Annotated in this window: 15 protein-coding genes; 8 read left to right on the top strand and 7 right to left on the bottom strand. The window is 70.4% G+C overall.

Going from position 1 to position 15,599, the window contains the following annotated elements:
• Nucleotides 1-97 precede the first annotated feature (97 nt).
• Nucleotides 98-1,207 (bottom strand): BMP family ABC transporter substrate-binding protein, encoded by a 1,110-nt coding sequence (locus KV106_RS14515; protein ID WP_261210823.1) that lies wholly within the window; start codon nucleotides 1,205-1,207, stop codon nucleotides 98-100.
• 74 nt (nucleotides 1,208-1,281) lie between these two features.
• Nucleotides 1,282-1,674 (bottom strand): carboxymuconolactone decarboxylase family protein, encoded by a 393-nt coding sequence (locus KV106_RS14510; protein WP_261210822.1) that lies wholly within the window; start codon nucleotides 1,672-1,674, stop codon nucleotides 1,282-1,284.
• 225 nt (nucleotides 1,675-1,899) lie between these two features.
• Here KV106_RS14510 and KV106_RS14505 point away from each other — a divergent pair, with 225 nt between their 5' ends.
• On the top strand, nucleotides 1,900-3,048 hold the full coding sequence (locus tag KV106_RS14505) for an MFS transporter (RefSeq protein WP_409976523.1): 1,149 nt from the start codon (nucleotides 1,900-1,902) through the stop codon (nucleotides 3,046-3,048).
• 158 nt (nucleotides 3,049-3,206) lie between these two features.
• Here the strand turns inward: KV106_RS14505 and KV106_RS14500 are convergent, their stop codons facing one another.
• The 3 genes from KV106_RS14500 to KV106_RS14490 form a co-directional block, all read right to left on the bottom strand.
• The gene (locus KV106_RS14500) at nucleotides 3,207-5,753 is read right to left on the bottom strand and encodes a penicillin acylase family protein (RefSeq protein WP_261210820.1); all 2,547 of its coding nucleotides are present in this window, start codon (nucleotides 5,751-5,753) and stop codon (nucleotides 3,207-3,209) included.
• Between the two features lie 131 nt (nucleotides 5,754-5,884).
• Entirely contained in the window at nucleotides 5,885-6,700 is an 816-nt protein-coding gene (locus KV106_RS14495; RefSeq protein WP_261210819.1) for a helix-turn-helix domain-containing protein, read from the bottom strand.
• 114 nt (nucleotides 6,701-6,814) lie between these two features.
• Nucleotides 6,815-7,765 carry a LysR substrate-binding domain-containing protein gene (locus KV106_RS14490; protein ID WP_057591969.1) on the bottom strand — a complete coding sequence of 317 codons (951 nt, stop codon included), beginning with the start codon at nucleotides 7,763-7,765 and terminating at the stop codon, nucleotides 6,815-6,817.
• Nucleotides 7,766-7,849: 84 nt separating this feature from the next.
• Here KV106_RS14490 and KV106_RS14485 point away from each other — a divergent pair, with 84 nt between their 5' ends.
• Complete coding sequence (locus KV106_RS14485; RefSeq protein ID WP_261210818.1) at nucleotides 7,850-9,169, top strand: MFS transporter; 1,320 nt, start codon at nucleotides 7,850-7,852, stop codon at nucleotides 9,167-9,169.
• On the opposite strand, the gene KV106_RS14480 is transcribed toward KV106_RS14485, so the two are convergent.
• A complete protein-coding gene (locus tag KV106_RS14480; RefSeq protein ID WP_261210817.1) occupies nucleotides 9,124-10,194 on the bottom strand; it encodes an adenosine deaminase in 1,071 nt (356 codons plus the stop codon). The two genes, KV106_RS14485 and KV106_RS14480, sit on opposite strands and share 46 nt — an antisense overlap.
• Before the next feature lie 95 nt (nucleotides 10,195-10,289).
• Nucleotides 10,290-11,114 (bottom strand): IclR family transcriptional regulator, encoded by an 825-nt coding sequence (locus tag KV106_RS14475; RefSeq protein ID WP_093340419.1) that lies wholly within the window; start codon nucleotides 11,112-11,114, stop codon nucleotides 10,290-10,292.
• A gap of 172 nt (nucleotides 11,115-11,286) precedes the next feature.
• Between KV106_RS14475 and KV106_RS14470 the strand changes: the two genes are divergently transcribed.
• The 6 genes from KV106_RS14470 (at nucleotide 11,287) to KV106_RS14445 (ending at nucleotide 15,597) form a co-directional block, all read left to right on the top strand.
• Entirely contained in the window at nucleotides 11,287-12,066 is a 780-nt protein-coding gene (locus KV106_RS14470; RefSeq protein ID WP_057591976.1) for an ABC transporter substrate-binding protein, read from the top strand.
• Between the two features lie 14 nt (nucleotides 12,067-12,080).
• The gene (gene ehuD / locus KV106_RS14465; protein ID WP_057591978.1) at nucleotides 12,081-12,749 is read left to right on the top strand and encodes an ectoine/hydroxyectoine ABC transporter permease subunit EhuD; all 669 of its coding nucleotides are present in this window, start codon (nucleotides 12,081-12,083) and stop codon (nucleotides 12,747-12,749) included.
• The gene (locus tag KV106_RS14460) at nucleotides 12,746-13,492 is read left to right on the top strand and encodes an amino acid ABC transporter ATP-binding protein (RefSeq protein ID WP_261210816.1); all 747 of its coding nucleotides are present in this window, start codon (nucleotides 12,746-12,748) and stop codon (nucleotides 13,490-13,492) included. The genes ehuD and KV106_RS14460 overlap by 4 nt, the downstream gene beginning before the upstream one ends.
• Nucleotides 13,489-14,775, top strand: a complete 1,287-nt coding sequence (locus tag KV106_RS14455) for an NAD(P)/FAD-dependent oxidoreductase (RefSeq protein ID WP_409976522.1) — start codon at nucleotides 13,489-13,491, stop codon at nucleotides 14,773-14,775. The genes KV106_RS14460 and KV106_RS14455 overlap by 4 nt, the downstream gene beginning before the upstream one ends.
• A gap of 13 nt (nucleotides 14,776-14,788) precedes the next feature.
• Entirely contained in the window at nucleotides 14,789-15,127 is a 339-nt protein-coding gene (locus KV106_RS14450) for a hypothetical protein (RefSeq protein WP_261210815.1), read from the top strand.
• Nucleotides 15,128-15,192: 65 nt separating this feature from the next.
• On the top strand, nucleotides 15,193-15,597 hold the full coding sequence (locus KV106_RS14445) for a nuclear transport factor 2 family protein (protein WP_057591984.1): 405 nt from the start codon (nucleotides 15,193-15,195) through the stop codon (nucleotides 15,595-15,597).
• Nucleotides 15,598-15,599: the final 2 nt, after the last annotated feature.

Below are 15,599 nucleotides of genomic sequence, written 5' to 3'. Positions count from 1 at the left end.
CACCGGAAAAGCACTGAAGCCTTCCCGAACACCGGCATAGGCCTGTCCGACACGAAAAACGGCATTCGGTTCCCGAACCCGCCGACGGTCGTTCCGCTCAGCGCGCGATCCGCCCCTGCACGCCCTCGGCCAGCCAGTTCATCCGCAGGATCTGCTCGTCGGACAGCTGGCTGCCCTTGGCGATCGCGACGCGGCCCTCGTTGTCGCGCACCTCGGCCGCCACGGCGCGGAACGGCTGCAGCCGGCCGGCCGCGATGTCCTGCTGGCGCGCCAGCACCTCCTGCTGCACGGCCTGGGGCACCCTGGTGCCGAAATCGCCGACCCGGATCATTCCTTCCTTCACGCCGCCCCAGAGGTTGGCGCTCTTCCAGCTGCCGTCGAGCACCGCGCGGGCGCGCTGCGTGTAGTAGCCGCCCCACTGGTGCGTGACCGCGACCACCTGGGCGTCGGGCGCGATCCTGCGCATGTCGGAGTGGTAGGCGATCGCCAGCTTGCCGCGCTCCTGCGCGGCCGCCATCACCGCGGTCGAGCCGGTGTGGAAGGCGATCACGTCCACCGACTGGTTGAACAGGGTCATGGCCGCGTCGCGCTCCTTCGGCGGATCGAACCACTCGTTGAGCCAGACCACGCGCACGGTGGCCTTCGGATTCACCGAACGCATGCCGAGCGTGAAGGCGTTGATGCCCTGCAGCACCTCGGGGATCGGGAAGCCGGCCACATAGCCCGCGACGTTGCTCTTCGTCATGCGCCCGGCCGCCACGCCGGCCAGGTAGCGGCCCTCGTAGTAGCGCGCGTTGGCGGTCGCCACGTTGGGCGCGGTCTTGTAGCCGGTGATGGACTCGAACTTCACCTCGGGGAAGTCGCGCGCCACCTTGAGCGTGGGCTCCATGTAGCCGAAGCTCGGCGTGAAGATCAGTCGATGGCCCTGCTGCGCGAGGTCGCGGATCACGCGCTCGGCATCGGCGCCCTCGGCCACGTTCTCGACATAGGTGGTCTTGACGCGGGCGCCGAGCGCCGCTTCCACGGCCTTGCGGCCCTCGTCGTGCTGGCGCACCCAGCCGGCCTCGGTCAGCGGCGTGACGTAGACGAAGCCGATCTTCAGCGGCGGCGCGGGTTGGGGCTGGGAGTGGGCCCGGGAGTGGGCGGACAACAGAAAACAAGCGGTCAGCCACGCCACCAAGGCGCGGCCCGCGAGGTTTTTGTACATGGTGTTCCTCTACATGGCCCCGGTCAAAAGAAAGCCCCGCACCGGCCGGGACGCCCGGTGCAGGGGCGGGCATTCTACTTGTCGAAGGCCAGGTCGACCGGCACCCGGTAGCCGTTGACCAGCCGGTTGGTCTCGTTGGCCATGCCGACCACGGCCATCAGCTCGGCGAACATCGCCGGCGTCATGCCGGCCTTCTCGGCGCCCGCGTGGTGGCTCGCGATGCAGTAGTTGCAGCCGTTGCTGACGCTCACGGCCAGGTAGACCATCTCCTTGACCACCGGGTCGAGCGCGCCAGGCGCCATCACCTCCTTGAGGCTGGACCAGGTGCGCCGCAAGGTGGCGGGGTCGTTCGCGAGGTACTTCCAGAAGTTGTTGACGTCGGGCACGTTGCGCGTGGCCTTGATGTCGTCGAACACGGCGCGGACCTCGTCCGGGGCGTTCGCGTATTCGATGGGCTGGGGTTTCATGCGGTGTTCTCCTGGGTGTCTGTGGCCGGACGCCCATTAAAGCGAAAGCCGCGCGGCCGCGCCGCCAGCCGTGCACAGCCGCGATGGCTGCCGCCGCCAATCGGCAGGCGCCGGCGCGCGCGGGCGGCGGGACAATCCCGCCACCCCATGACGACCGACGCACAGCCCTCCTCCACCGCCGCGTTCACGCATTCCACCCACTGGCGACGCAACCTGGTCGTCTGCATGTTCGGCTCCTTCACCACCATCGTGGCGATGACGCTGCTGCTGCCCTTCCTGCCGCTGTACGTGGAGCAGCTCGGCGTGAAGGACCATGCGGCGATCGTGCAGTGGTCGGGCGCGGCCTATGGCGCGACCTTCCTCAGCGCGGCGCTGGTGGCGCCGCTGTGGGGCTGGCTGGCCGACCGCTACGGGCGCAAGCCGATGCTGATCCGCGCCAGCCTCGGCATGGCGGTGGCGATGGCGCTGATCGGCGTGGCCGGCAACGTCTGGCAGCTGGTCGGGCTGCGGCTGCTCGCGGGCCTGCTCGGCGGCTACGCCTCGGGCTCGATGGTGCTGGTCGCCACGCAGACGCCCAAGGACCGCACCGGCTGGGCACTGGGCACGATGTCCTCGGCGATCATGGCCGGCAACCTCGTGGGGCCGCTGGTCGGCGGCGCGCTGCCGCCGCTGATCGGCATCCGCGCCACCTTCTTCGCGGCCGGCGCGATCATCTTCGTGGCCTTCCTCGCCACGGCCTTCCTGATCCGCGAGGAGAAGAGGCCGCGCGCCGCCACGGCCAAGAGCGGCGACGCCGGCGCCGGCTGGGCCGCGGTGCCCGACAAGGGGCCGCTGGTCGCGATGCTGTTCACCGGCATGCTGCTGATGCTCGCCAACATGTCGATCGAGCCGATCATCACTGTCTACGTGGCGACGCTGGTCGAGGACCCGGACCGCGTGACCATGATGGCCGGCTTCGTGATGTCGGCCGCCGCGCTCGGCAGCATCCTGTCGGCTTCGCGGCTGGGCAAGCTGGCCGACCGCGTGGGTCACTGGAACGTGATCGTGGGCTGCCTCGCGGTGTCGGCGCTGCTGCTGATCCCGCAGGCCTTCGTGACCTCGGGCTGGCAGCTCGTGGTGCTGCGCTTCCTGATGGGGCTGTCGCTCGGCGGCCTCCTGCCTTGCATCGCGAGCGTGATCCGCCACAACGTGCCCGAGCGCGTGGCCGGCAACATGCTCGGCTACTCGACCTCGGCCCAGTACACGGGCCAGGTCGCGGGGCCGCTGCTCGGAGGCTTCGTGGGCGGCCACATCGGCATGCGCGCGGTGTTCCTCGGCACCTGCGTGCTGATGGCGGCGGGCGCGGCGTGGAACTGGGCCGCCAAGCGGCGCTGAGCGGGTGGCGATCGCGCGCCCATAAAAAAACCGAGGCGGGGCTTTGGGGCCCGCACCTCGGCAACGCAGTGAAGGTTGGGAGCGGGCCCGTTCGCCGAAGTTCAACCTTTCGTGGCTGTTCCGACGAACGGCGTCCCGCGCCTCACTCGCTCATTCGCTCATTCGCTGATCGAACTGGTCTTCAGCGCCGCATCGGCCTGGATCTCGGCTTCGGAGAACGGCACCTTGAGCCACTGCCCGGCGCTGTAGGCACGGGTGTAGTCGGCGTTGTGCGCCGAGGCCGGGTCGTCCGACAGCGAGAAGGTCAGGAAGGTATGGGCCTCCACGCCGCCGGCGGGGAAGCGCACGATCTGCATGTAGCTGTTGCCGTTCGGGTCGTTGTCCATGGTGTAGCCGCCCTTGTCGAGCCGGTTTTCCGAGCAGGCGATGGTGAAGTAGCCCGGGCCGCCGCAGCCACCGTACAGCGGGATCTTCTCGCCGCTGCGCGTTGCGAACAGCACGTCGCCGCGCTTGGCATCGGCCGCGAAACCGCTGGCCTGCACCCGCGCCGCCGCGGCACCGAGGGCTTCGCGCAGCGCGACGGCGGCGCTGCTCTTGAGGTCGCGCGGCGTGTGGATCGGATCGGCCGGATCGAAGGGCACGTTGTAGAGCGTGGCGGCCGGCAGCAGCGAAGCACGGTTCCAGAACTCGTCCCAGACGTGCGCGCCGCGCGAGGCCACGGTGCCGGTGTTGTCCCAGGCACGCAGCGCGGCGCAGGCGGCATTGACGTCCACCGTCGGTCCGATCGCGTCGCCGGTCGCCGGGTCCTTCGACACCGACACCGTCGGGCCGGTGCACACCATCGCCAGCGCCTGGTCCTTGAACAGCTCGGCCGTCAGCGCCCGGCTGTTGAGCACCATGCGCTTGACCGTGTCGGCGGTCGCGCCCTTGGCGCCGTAGGCGTCGCCGCCGTCGATGCGTCCCTGCGCCAGCAGGTTGCCCATGCGGGTGCGGAAGCTCACGGGGCTGGTGCCGGCCGGCCCCATGATCGGCGGATAGCCGGTCATCGGCGCCTTCGGGTTGGCGAGCCAGTAGCTGTCGTTCATGTTGGCCACGTAGTCGTCGCGCTGCAGGTTCGGCAGGCGCGAGGCACCGATCACGCCCTTTTGCGGCGAGTCGGCGTCGGTCTGCCAGTCGCAGGCGCTGCGCGAGCCGTCGAACACCGGCACGCGCGCGAGCGAGGCCACGCCGGCATTGAGCATCTGGCCGGTGGGCGTGGTGCAGTCGGTCATCTGCGCGGGCGACACGTTCGGGATCGCGCCGATGTCGGCATACCAGGCCTTGGCCGCGCCACGGCCCACGGCCACGGTGTTGACCCAGGGGATCGCGACCTCCTCCTTCTGGATCGCGATGAACTCGTCGAGCGACTTGGCCGTGTTCCAGCGGTGCCAGTTGCGGAACAGCCGGAAGTTGTCGGCGTTGATGTCGCGGATCGCGTAGGCCGTGGTCTGGCTCCAGGCCAGCGCCGGACTGAGCGCGCCGAGGTTGATCAGCGGACCGTACTCCGACTTGTAGAGCGTGCGCGTGACCGGCACCACGCCACCGCCGTCCTGCTTCACCTGCACGGTGATGTTCGCGGCCTTCATCTTCACCGCGGCGCCGTCGCGCATGTAGCTGGTGGGGTCGCCCGAGGCGAGCTTGAGCTCGAAGAAGCCGAAGCGGGTGGCGGTCGAGACCGTGTGGCTCCAGGCGACGTCGTTGTTGAAGCCGATCAGGATCACCGGGATGCCGAGGAAGGAGGTGCCGCTGATGTTGGCCTGGCCCGGGATCGTGATCTGCGCCTGATAGAAGCGGTCGGGGCCGCGCCAGTACCAGTGCGGGTTGCCGAACAGCAGCGGGCTGTCGCCGCCGGTGGCGCCGGTGCCGAAGCCGATCATGTTGCTGCCCACGCCCTCGTGGCCGCCGACCTGGAGCTCGGGCATGCGCACCGCGGCGAGGCGGGTGGCCGGCTCGCTCTTCGCGGCCTCGCGCCGGGCCATGGCGACCGAGGCGGCCGGCGCGGTGGCGCCCGCGATGTTCGGCAGGAAGTTGCTGAGCCCGGCCGCGAAGTTGGCCGCGTACATGCGCCGGAAGATGTCCTCGCGCGTGACCGGCTGCACCCAGGCCTCGTTGCGGCAGGCTGCGTTGGCGCCGGCGCTGCCGCCGGCCTTGATCTCGCGCACGTAGCGGTTGTAGCCCGCGGCGAAGCCCTCGACCAGCTTGATCAGCGTGTCGGGCTGCTGCTTGAGCATGGTCGCCACCACGTCGTCCGAGATCACGTGCTTGTGGAAGAAGTCGGCGTCGATGTTCTTCGGCCGGCCGATGGTGCTGCTGAACGGGATCTGCGCGTCGGCGCCGAAGTAGCGCGAGCGCTCGCCGCGGTAGGTGAGGAAGGAGTTGGCCATGGTGCACAGGTCGTCCTGCGCCTGCGCATAGCCGTAGCCATAGCCCGCGCCGGCCCAGTTGTCCGCCTTGATGTGCGGCACGCCCATCGCGGTGCGGCGGATCTCGGCCTTGTAGGTGGCGTTCTCGGCCGGCGGCGGGCTGATCGGTCCGATCGGGAAGAAGCCGCCGCCGCCTCCACCGCCGCCGCAGGCGACCAGCAGCGTGGCCGCCGCGGCCAGCGAGGTGGCCGTGAATGCGAGGGCGAGCGGCCGCCTCCGGCCGCGCGGATTGTCTTGTCTCATGTCGGATGTCTCCTGTGAATGCTCTGGTGGTGCTCTCTTGATGGAGCCTTGCCAGCTTAGGCAGCGCACCGGCCGCTGGCTTGAACGAAGCCGCTGTATTGCGCTCGCGCGGGCGCCGCTTCAGCAGGCGCTCAGGAATGCATCGGGAGCGCGCCGTGGCCCCAGGCCTGCGAGGCCTGCTCGTCGGCCTTGACCTCGACCTTGCCCGCGAGGAACGAGGGCGCGAGGCCGAAGTAGCTCTTGAAGGTGCGGCTCATGTGGGCCGCGTCGGTGAAGCCGCTGGTCAGCGCGACGTCGGTCAGCGGGCGCTGGCCGGTGAACTGCTGCACCGTGCGCCGCACCTTGGTCCACAGCGCATAGCGCTTGATCGACACGCCCACCTGCTGCGCGAACAGGTGGGTGAGCCGGTCGGGCGAGAGGCAGGCCACGGCCGACAGCTCGCGCAGCGACACCGCGCCCGCGCGATGGCGGATCGCGTCGAGCACGCGCTCGATGCGCGGATCGTTGGGCGTGCGGCGCTCGGGGCTGCCGGTGATGGTCTCCACCAGGCCGCGGCTCAGCGCCTGCAGCGCGGCATCGTCGAGCACGCCGGCCTGCGCGGGCTCGAAGCCCTCGCGCAGGCGGCCGAAGCGGCGCGCATCGAACACCTGGATGCCGTGCCCGCCGAGCTGGCGCGAGAGCATGCGGTAGGCGCCCGAGGCCGGATCGATGTTGAGCGACAACAACCCGCAACCCTCGACCGCGAGCCGGCGCGCCACGTGCGGCGCCACCACGGCGGCGGTGCAGTACGTGCGCGTGCCGTCGGCCGCCTCGAGCATGAACGGATGCCCGCTCACCGAGGCCAGCACCGTGGCCGAGGAGCGCGCGGTCAGGCCCGACTGGATCGCCGGTGTGATGTAGAGGAACCTGTCGTCCCACAGGTGCAGGAAGTTCTTCGGGATGGTCATGGACCCGCTTGTCTCGTCTCTTGTCTTCTGCGCCCCATTCTGGGGCGATCAACGCGCAGGCGGTATGAGGCATTGCCCTCACTGGGCCGAAGGACGGTCGGTCCGCCCCCGGGCTCAGTGCAGCACGCTCCCCTCGCCCTGCACATGCTCGCGCACCGCCTCCAGCAGCAGGGTGCCCAGCCGCGCGGCCGGCGCTTCCGCCTGCGCCTGCGCGCGATAGAGCGACAGCGACATCTGCGGCAGCGCGGGCAGGCCGAGCAGCGTGCGGTCGATGGCCCGCACCTGGCGCGGCAGGCCGAAGGGCGTGCGCACCGAGAGGCCGAGGCCAGCCGAACTCGCGGCCCACAGCGCGGCCAGGCTGCTGCTCGCGAAGGCATGGCGCCAGGGCACGCCCGCGCGATCGAGGGCGTCGGTGACGATGGCGCGCAGCGGACAGGGCGCGTCGAGCAGCACCAGCGGCAGCGGCTCCCGCGTCCTGCGCGCGCCCGCCGCGCCGCGCTCGCGCTCCTTCCACCAGGGGGCATCGCACATCGCCGCGTCGACCGGGCCGATCCACTGCAGCGGCAGCCGCGCCACGCGCTGCGCATGCGCGGAGATCGGCTGCTCGCCCGCGTCCCAGGCCAGCGCCAGGTCGAGCTTGCCGAGCTCGAGCCGCTCGCGCAGGTCGCCGCTGCGCGCCACGCAGGCCTCGATGCGCACCTTGGGATGGGCGCGCGCGAAGCGGCCCAGCACCGCGGGCAGCAGCGTCTCGCCGAAGTCCTCCTGCAGCCCGAGCCGCACCCAGCCCTCGAGGTCGACACCGCGCATCGCGGCGCCCGCCTCCTCGTTGAGCGCCAGCAGCCGGTGCGCGTAGGCCAGCAGGGTCTCGCCCGCGTCGGTCAGCTCCAGGCCGCGGCCGGCCTTGCGGAACAGCACCGTGCCGGCCTGCGACTCGAGCTTCTTGAGCTGGGCGCTGACCGCCGAGGTCGAGCGGCCGAGCCGGTCGGCCGCGCGCGCATAGCTGCCGAGCGCCACGCCGGTCGAGAAGCTGCGCAGCACGTCGAGATCGAACATCACCTGGGACATCGCAACCATCCTGTTTTTTCGAACGATTCGACGATTATTTTCTGATTTTCAAAACCTTCGCAAGCGCGGAGACTGCGGCCGCATATGACCCATTCCGCCCCTTCCCCCTCCCCGCTCCCGCCGCGCCACCGCTGGAAAGTGCTGAGCGCGGGCGTCGCGGCCAACGCCGCCTTCTCGGTCGCCTTCAGCGGCATCCCGATGACCGCCGTGCTGATGCGCTCGGGCTACCAGCTCGACAACGCCACGCTCGGCCTGGTGCTCGGCCTCATGGGCCTGGGCATCGCGGTCAGCGAACTGCCCTGGGGCCTGCTGACCGACCGCTGGGGCGACCGCCCGGTGCTGCTGCTGGGCCTGGGCGCCACCGCGCTGGCCCTGGCGGCGATGGCGCTGTGGGCCGCGCCCGCGGCCGGCCACGTCCCGGGCCTGGGCCTGCTCGGCGGCGGGCTGCTGCTGGTCGGGCTGCTCGGCGGCAGCGTCAACGGCGCCAGCGGCCGCGCGGTGATGACCTGGTTCGCGGCCGGCGAGCGCGGCCTCGCGATGAGCATCCGGCAAACCGCCGTGCCGCTGGGCGGCGCCGTCGGCGCGCTGGTGCTGCCGTGGCTGGCGCTGCACCTCGGCTTCGCGGCGCTCTACGGCGTGCTCGCGCTGCTGTGCGCGCTCAGCGCCTGGATGGCCTGGGCCTGGGTGCACGAGCCGCCGCTCGAGCGCGCCGCACGGCCCTCGGCCGCGCCGGCCGCTTCGGGCACCGGCCCGCTGCGCGATGCGCGCGTGTGGCGCATCGTCGCGGGCATCGGCATCCTCTGCGCGCCGCAGTTCGCGGTGCTGTCCTTCGGCACGGTGTTCCTGCACGACTTCGGCCATGCGGGCCTGGCCACCATCACCGCCGCCATGGTCACGCTGCAGGCCGGCGCGATGGCGATGCGCGTGTGGAGCGGGCGCTGGACCGACCGGCGCGGCAATCGGCCGGCCTACCTGCGCGCCTGCGCCAGCCTCAGCGTGGCGCTGTTCGCGTTGCTCGCGCTGCTGGTGTTCTGCACCGGCTCGCAGGTCGCGGCCGAATCGCAGGCGTTGCGTATCGCGCTGGTGGTGCTGCTGGGCGTGAGCGGCATCTGCGTCTCGGCTTGGCACGGCGTGGCCTACACCGAGCTCGCCACACTGGCCGGCGCCGCGCGCGCCGGCACGGCGCTGGGCATGGCGAACACCAGCGTGTTCCTGGTCTGCTTCCTCACGCCGTTCTCGATCCCGCACCTGATGGCGGCGCGGGGCTGGCCGCTGGTGTGGCTGGCGGCGGCGGGCTGCGCGCTGGTCGCGGTGCCGCTGCTGGCGCCGCGCGCGCCTTCGACTTCCGCCGGTGCCTGTCAGGCGCCGAAGTCGGCGAAGACGGCGTTGAGCCGCTCCACATAGGCGCGCTTGGCGGCCTCGTCGATGAAGCTGCCCTCGAAGCTGTTGGCCGCGAGCTGCCAGGCGTGGCGCGCATTCAGGCCGGTGGCCTCGAAGGTCTGCGTGAAGTTCTGGTTCATGTAGCCGCCGAAGTAGGCCGGGTCGTCGGAGTTCACCGTGGCGACCAGGCCCGCGTCGAGCAGGGTGCCGAGGTTGTGCTGCGCGAGGTCGGGGAACACGCACAGCTTGAGGTTCGACAGCGGGCACACGGTCAGCGGGATGCGGTCCTGCGCCAGCCGCTGCATCAGCGCCGGGTCCTTCGCGCTCTGCACGCCATGGTCGACGCGCTCCACCTTGAGCACGTCGAGCGCGCTCCACACGTATTCGGGCGGGCCCTCCTCGCCCGCATGGGCCACGAGGTGCAGGCCCAGCTCGCGGCAGCGCGCGAACACGCGCGCGAACTTCTCGGGCGGATGGCCGACCTCGCTCGAGTCGAGCCCCACGCCGATGAACTTGTCGCGATGGGGCAGCGCCTGCTCCAGGGTCTCGAAGGCTTCCTCCTCGCTCAGGTGGCGCAGGAAGCACAGGATCAGCGAGGCGCTCACGCCCAGCTTCGATTTCGCCTCGACGCAGGCGCGGTGCAGGCCGTCGACCACGGTCTGCATCGCCACGCCGCGCGCGGTGTGGGTCTGCGGGTCGAAGAACATCTCGGTGTGGACCACGTGGTCGGCCGCGGCGCGCTCGAGGTAGGCCCAGGCCATGTCGTAGAAGTCCTGCTCCTTCAGCAGCACGCTCGCGCCCGCGTAGTAGATGTCGAGGAAGCTCTGCAGGTTGGTGAAGGCGTAGGCCTGGCGCAGCTCCTCGACGCTGGCGTAGGGAATGGCCACGCCGTTGCGCTGCGCGAGCGCGAAGATCAGCTCGGGCTCGAGCGAGCCCTCGATGTGCATGTGCAGCTCGGCCTTGGGCATGGCGCGCAGCAGCTCGGGCAGGCGCTCGGCGGGAATGGCGTCGAAGCGCAGGTGGTCGGCGGCGGGGCGAAAGTCGGTCATGGTGGGGTCTGGCGCATGGGGGGCGCCGTGGGGCATTGCGTTCGCGCGAGCATAAAGGCTGCCCGCGGCCGCGCAATGCGCGAAACCGTATGGCCTCAATCGAGGCTGCGCGCCGAGCTCGTGAGCGAGCGCGCGCACAAGAGCAAGGTGGGCGCCAGCTTGCGCACCGCCTCCTCCAGCGTCCAGCGGCTGGTGGGCGCGACCACGTGCACCGAGGCCACCGGCCGGCCCTGGCTGCCGAGCACCGGCGCGGCGATGGTCATGTCGCCGAGGAACAGCTCCTCGGCATTGGTCGCGAAGCCCTGCAGCCGTGCCTGGCGCAAGGTGGCCAGGATCGCCTCGACCTCGGTCAGCGTGTGAGTGGTGTGGGCCACCCGGTCCGAGGCCTCGATCAGCGCGCGCGCCTCGTCCTCGGGCAGCGCGCTCAGGAAGGCGCGACCCGAGGCGGTGCAGTACATCGGGATGCGGCTGCCGATCGGCATGTGCACCGGCACGAACTGCGCGCTCACGAAGCGCGCCACGTAGACCATGTCCAGCCCGTCGGGCTCGGTGAGGCAGGAGGTCTCGGTCGTCACCTTGGTGAGCTCCGACAGGTAGGGATTCGCCACGTCGATCAGCGCATTGGCGGCGAGGTAGTTGAAGCCGATCTCCATCACGCGCGGCGTGAGCTGATAGCGCCGCGTCTTCGGATGCTTGCGCAGGTAGCCGAGCTTCTCGAGCGTGAAGACCATGCGCTGGGCCGAGCTCTTGGTGATGTCGGTGGCCGCGGCCACGTCGGCCAGCGTCATGGTGCGCCGCCGCGCGCTGAAGGCGCGCAGCACCGCCAGGCCCTTCTCGAGCGACTGGTTGAAGAGAAGGCTCTGGCTGTCCTCGGGCGCCGCGTCGTCGGCGGTCCCGGTGGGGGCGGTCGTGGGGTCCATGGCGCCGAAGTATAGCTAGCGTCCGAAGAAATATCGAATATCGATACGATCAATTCGACTAGTGGTTTTCATTTATTGATTAAAGAGTCGATTGAATCGATTATTGGCATGCATGTTGCGTCGAACCCGCTTCCTTCTTTTCTCTGTCTCTCTTGTCCTGAGGAGTGCTTCCATGAATCGCATCGTTCGCCACCTCCGCCCGCTGCGCCGCCTCGCGCTCGGCCTCTGCATCGCCGGCGCCGCCTCGTTCGCGGCGGCCCAGGGCGCGGCCCCGGCCAGCTTCAACGTGGGCGCCACCGCCACCGGCGTGCCCTTCACCTTCCTCGACGTGAAGAGCAACAGCATCCAGGGAATGATGGTCGACACCGTCACCGCGGTCGGCAAGGCGGGCGGCTTCACGGTCAACGTGCAGCAGACCGTGTTCTCGGCGCTGATCCCCTCGCTCACGGCGCGCAAGATCGACATCGTCTCGGCCGCCATGCTCAAGACGCCCGCGCGCCAGGAGGTGGTCGACTTCAGCGACCCGGTCTATTCGTACGGCGAGGGCCTGATCGTCAAGGCCGACGACACCCGCGCCTACGCCACGCTCGACGAGCTCAAGGGCGAGGTGGTGGGCGCGCAGGTCGGCACCGTGTTCCTCGACATGCTCAACAAGAAGGGCATCTTCAAGGAGGTGCGCAGCTACGACTCGGTGGCCGACATGACGCGCGATCTCTCGCTCGGCCGCATCAAGGCCGGCCTCGGCGACCAGCCCATCATGGCCTACCAGATCCGGCAGAACACCTTCCCGGGCGTGAAGCTGGTCGACAGCTACAAGCCGGTGAACGTGGGCGACGTCTGCCTGGTGGTGCGCAAGGGCGACACCGAGACGCTGGCGCGGCTGAACAAGGCCATCGCCGCGATCAAGGCCGACGGCACGCTGGCGAAGATCGTCCAGAAATGGGGCATCTGAGCGCGCGCTGAGCCATGGCCTCCTCGTTTCTCCAACACGCGCAGGACTTCCTGCCGATCCTGCTGCAGGGCGCGGTGGTCACGGTGCAGGTCACCGTGCTGTCGTTCCTGCTGAGCAGCGTGCTCGGCCTCGCGCTGGCGCTGATGAAGCTGTCGCCGGTGCGCGCCGTCTCGTGGACCGGCGCGGTGATCGTCAACGTGATCCGCGGGCTGCCGATCATCGTGCAGCTGTTCTACATCTACTTCGTGCTGCCCGAGTTCGGCGTGCAGCTCACGGCCTTCCAGGCCGGCGTGATCGGGCTGGGCATCGCCTACTCGGCCTACCAGGCCGAGAACTTCCGCGCCGGCATCGAGGCCGTCGACCCGGGCCAGCGCGAGGCCGCGCAGGCCATGGGCATGCGCTCGGCGCTGATCATGCGGCGCGTGATCCTGCCGCAGGCCTTCCGCATCGCGCTGCCGCCCTACGGCAACACGCTGGTGATGATGCTCAAGGACTCCTCGCTGGTCTCGACCATCACGGTGGCCGAGATGACGCGCGCGGGCCAGCTGATCGCCTCCTCCACCTTCCAGAACATGACGGTCTACACGCTGGTCGCGCTGCTCTACCTCTTGATGAGCCTGCCGCTGGTCTGGGGCCTGCGCCGGCTCGAGGCGCGCTTCGGCGCCGGAAGGAGAAAGCCATGATCCACGTCGAAGGCCTGGAGAAGCGCTTCGGCGCGCACCGCGTGCTGCAGGGCGTGAGCCTGCGCGTGGACAAGGGCGAAGTGGTGTGCCTGATCGGCCCCTCGGGTTCGGGCAAGTCGACGGTGCTGCGCTGCATCAACGGCCTCGAGTCGTACGAGGGCGGCGAGGTGCGCGCCTTCGGCGAGCGCGTGGACCGGAACTCACCCGCCATCCACCGGCTGCGCAGCCGCATGGGCATGGTGTTCCAGCGCTTCAACCTGTTCCCGCACCGCACCGTGATCGAGAACGTGATGGAGGGCCCGGTGCACGTGCTGCGCCAGAATCCGGCGCAGGCGCGCGAGGAGGCGCTCGTGCTGCTCGCCAAGGTCGGGCTGGCCGAGAAGGCGCAGGCCTGGCCGGCGCAGCTCTCGGGCGGCCAGCAGCAGCGCGTGGCGATCGCGCGCGCGCTCGCGATGAAGCCCGAGGCCATGCTGTTCGACGAACCCACCTCGGCGCTCGACCCCGAGCTCGTGGGCGACGTGCTCGGCGTGATGCGTGCGCTGGCCGACGAGGGCATGACCATGATCGTGGTCACGCACGAGATGGGCTTCGCGCGCGAGGTGGCCGACCGCGTGTGCTTCCTGCACAGCGGCAGCATCGTCGAGGAAGGCCCGGCCGCGCAGATGCTGGGCGCGCCGCGCCAGGCGCGCACGCAGGACTTCCTGCGCCGCGTGCTGCATCCGTCGGCGGAGGTGCGCGCGTGAGCATCGCGACATCCACACTGCCTCCCTCGCTGTGGGCAGCCACCGCGCCGGCGGCACCGCCGACGCCACCGCTGGCGGGTTCGCGGCGCGCCGACGTGCTGATCGTCGGCGCCGGCTTCACGGGCCTGTCGGCCGCGCTGCACCTGGCCGAGGCCGGCGCGAAGGTCTGCGTGCTCGAGGCGCACGAGCCGGGCTGGGGCGCCTCGGGGCGCAACGGCGGCCAGGTCAATCCCACGCTCAAGCACGATCCCGACGAGCTGGTGCGGCTCTACGGCGCCGCGCGCGCCGAGCCGCTGATCGACGCGGTCTCGCGCTCGGCCGACCTGGTGTTCGAGCTGATCGAACGCCACGGCATCGACTGCCAGCCGGTGCGCAAGGGCTGGCTGCAGGTGGCCTATTCGCAGCAGCACATCGCCGCCATGCATGCGCGCGCCGAGCAATGGGCGCGGCGCGGCGCCGCCACGCAGATGCTCGACCGCAACGAGGTCGCGGCGCGCCTGGGGACGGACGCCTTCGCGGGCGGCTGGCTCGACGGCCGCGCGGGTGGCATCCAGCCGCTGGCCTACACGCGCGGCCTGGTGCGCGCGGCGCAGGCGGCGGGCGCATCGGTGCACGGCGGCAGCGCGGTCACCGCGCTCGAACGCCGCGGTACGCAGTGGCATGCGACCACGGCCAGCGGCGCGAGCGTGGTCGCCGACCAGGTGCTGATCGCCACCAACGGCTACACCGGCGGCCTGTGGCCCGGCCTCTCGCGCACGGTGCTCGCGGCCAACAGCTTCATCGTCGCGACCGCGCCGCTGCAGGGCGCGGCCGCGCACGCCATCCTGCCGGGCGGCGAGACCGCCTCGACCTCGCAGCGCCTGTTGCTGTACTTCCGCAAGGACGCGCAGGGCCGGTTGCTGATGGGCGGGCGCGGCCACTTCGCCGATCCGGCGGGACCGGCCGACTTCGCGCACCTCGAGCGCTCGCTCGAACTGCTGTTCCCGCAGCTCGGGCCGCTCCAGTACGAGTACCGCTGGGCCGGCCGCATCGCCGTCACGCGCGACTTCATGCCGCATGTGCACACGCCCGCGCCGGGCCTCACGATCGCGCTGGGCTACAACGGGCGCGGCATCGCGCTGGCCACCAGCATGGGCCGACACGTGGCGGCACGACTGCTGCAGCCGGGGGCGGATTTCCCTTACCCGGTGACGCCGCTGCGGCCGATCCCGCTGCATGGACTGCAGCGCTTCTACATCGCGGCGGGCGTGGCCTGGTACAGCCTGCTCGATCGATTCGCTTGATAAGCTGGGCCGCATGCACACCCTGGTCGGCATCGCGGCGTATCTCCTGATCGGCATCGCCGTGGCGCCGTTGCTGCTGCTCGGGCTCTATGTGCTGGCCGACCGGCTCGGGCTCAAGGTGGCCGACCGCATGCTGTCGCTGACGGCGCGGCTGCTCCAGGTGCAGTGGCTCAGTGGCGGTGTGGTCAACATCGTCGGCGGCCTGCTCATCGCCGCGCTCGGGATCTGGGCCGCGCTGTCCCTGGAGCCGTCGTGGCATCGGCTGGCCGGCCTGCTGCTGGTGCCCTTCGGGCTCTGGCGGGCCTATCGGGGCGTGGCCGTGCTCAGGGCGCTCTCGAGCGTCGACCAATAGCACACGCAGGGCGGCCAGCCGATACCATGGCGTGCTCCATCCATCCACAGCATCGGACACACGACATGGCGATCGACACGCTTTCCACCTGGCACCAGCTCGTGAAGACGCACGACGCGGCGGGGCTCGACATCCTGCTCGACGAGAACGCCGTCTTCCATTCGCCGGTGGTGCACAAGCCGCAGGTCGGCAAGGAGATCACGCGCCGCTACCTGGCCGCGGCCTTCGAGGTCTTCTTCAACCCGAGCTTCCGCTACGTGCGCGAAGTGAAGGCCGAGCGCGACGCGGTGCTCGAGTTCGAGGTGGAGCTCGACGGCATCGTGGTCAACGGCGTCGACATGATCCGCTGGAACGACGCCGGCAAGATCACCGAGTTCAAGGTGATGCTGCGCCCGCTGAAGGCCGTGAACCTGATCCACCAGAAGATGGCGGCGCAGCTGCAGGCCGCGCAGCAGCAGCCCCGGGCCTGACG

Origin of the sequence: Variovorax endophyticus, assembly GCF_025376855.1 — a bacterium.
Classification (GTDB): Bacteria; Pseudomonadota; Gammaproteobacteria; order Burkholderiales; family Burkholderiaceae_C; genus Variovorax.
This window is presented reverse-complemented; position numbering and strand designations above follow the sequence as displayed.

What these genes read in the sequence shown, in the direction of transcription:
- KV106_RS14480 (WP_261210817.1), bottom strand. Translation starts at nt 10,194, where the DNA reads ATGACCGACTTTCGCCCCGCCGCCGACCACCTGCGCTTCGACGCCATT.
- KV106_RS14475 (WP_093340419.1), bottom strand. Translation starts at nt 11,114, where the DNA reads ATGGACCCCACGACCGCCCCCACCGGGACCGCCGACGACGCGGCGCCC.
- KV106_RS14485 (WP_261210818.1), top strand. Translation starts at nt 7,850, where the DNA reads ATGACCCATTCCGCCCCTTCCCCCTCCCCGCTCCCGCCGCGCCACCGC.
- KV106_RS14460 (WP_261210816.1), top strand. Translation starts at nt 12,746, where the DNA reads ATGATCCACGTCGAAGGCCTGGAGAAGCGCTTCGGCGCGCACCGCGTG.
- KV106_RS14515 (WP_261210823.1), bottom strand. Translation starts at nt 1,207, where the DNA reads ATGTACAAAAACCTCGCGGGCCGCGCCTTGGTGGCGTGGCTGACCGCT.
- ehuD (WP_057591978.1), top strand. Translation starts at nt 12,081, where the DNA reads ATGGCCTCCTCGTTTCTCCAACACGCGCAGGACTTCCTGCCGATCCTG.
- KV106_RS14470 (WP_057591976.1), top strand. Translation starts at nt 11,287, where the DNA reads ATGAATCGCATCGTTCGCCACCTCCGCCCGCTGCGCCGCCTCGCGCTC.
- KV106_RS14490 (WP_057591969.1), bottom strand. Translation starts at nt 7,765, where the DNA reads ATGTCCCAGGTGATGTTCGATCTCGACGTGCTGCGCAGCTTCTCGACC.
- KV106_RS14510 (WP_261210822.1), bottom strand. Translation starts at nt 1,674, where the DNA reads ATGAAACCCCAGCCCATCGAATACGCGAACGCCCCGGACGAGGTCCGC.
- KV106_RS14445 (WP_057591984.1), top strand. Translation starts at nt 15,193, where the DNA reads ATGGCGATCGACACGCTTTCCACCTGGCACCAGCTCGTGAAGACGCAC.
- KV106_RS14450 (WP_261210815.1), top strand. Translation starts at nt 14,789, where the DNA reads ATGCACACCCTGGTCGGCATCGCGGCGTATCTCCTGATCGGCATCGCC.
- KV106_RS14495 (WP_261210819.1), bottom strand. Translation starts at nt 6,700, where the DNA reads ATGACCATCCCGAAGAACTTCCTGCACCTGTGGGACGACAGGTTCCTC.
- KV106_RS14505 (WP_409976523.1), top strand. Translation starts at nt 1,900, where the DNA reads ATGTTCGGCTCCTTCACCACCATCGTGGCGATGACGCTGCTGCTGCCC.
- KV106_RS14500 (WP_261210820.1), bottom strand. Translation starts at nt 5,753, where the DNA reads ATGAGACAAGACAATCCGCGCGGCCGGAGGCGGCCGCTCGCCCTCGCA.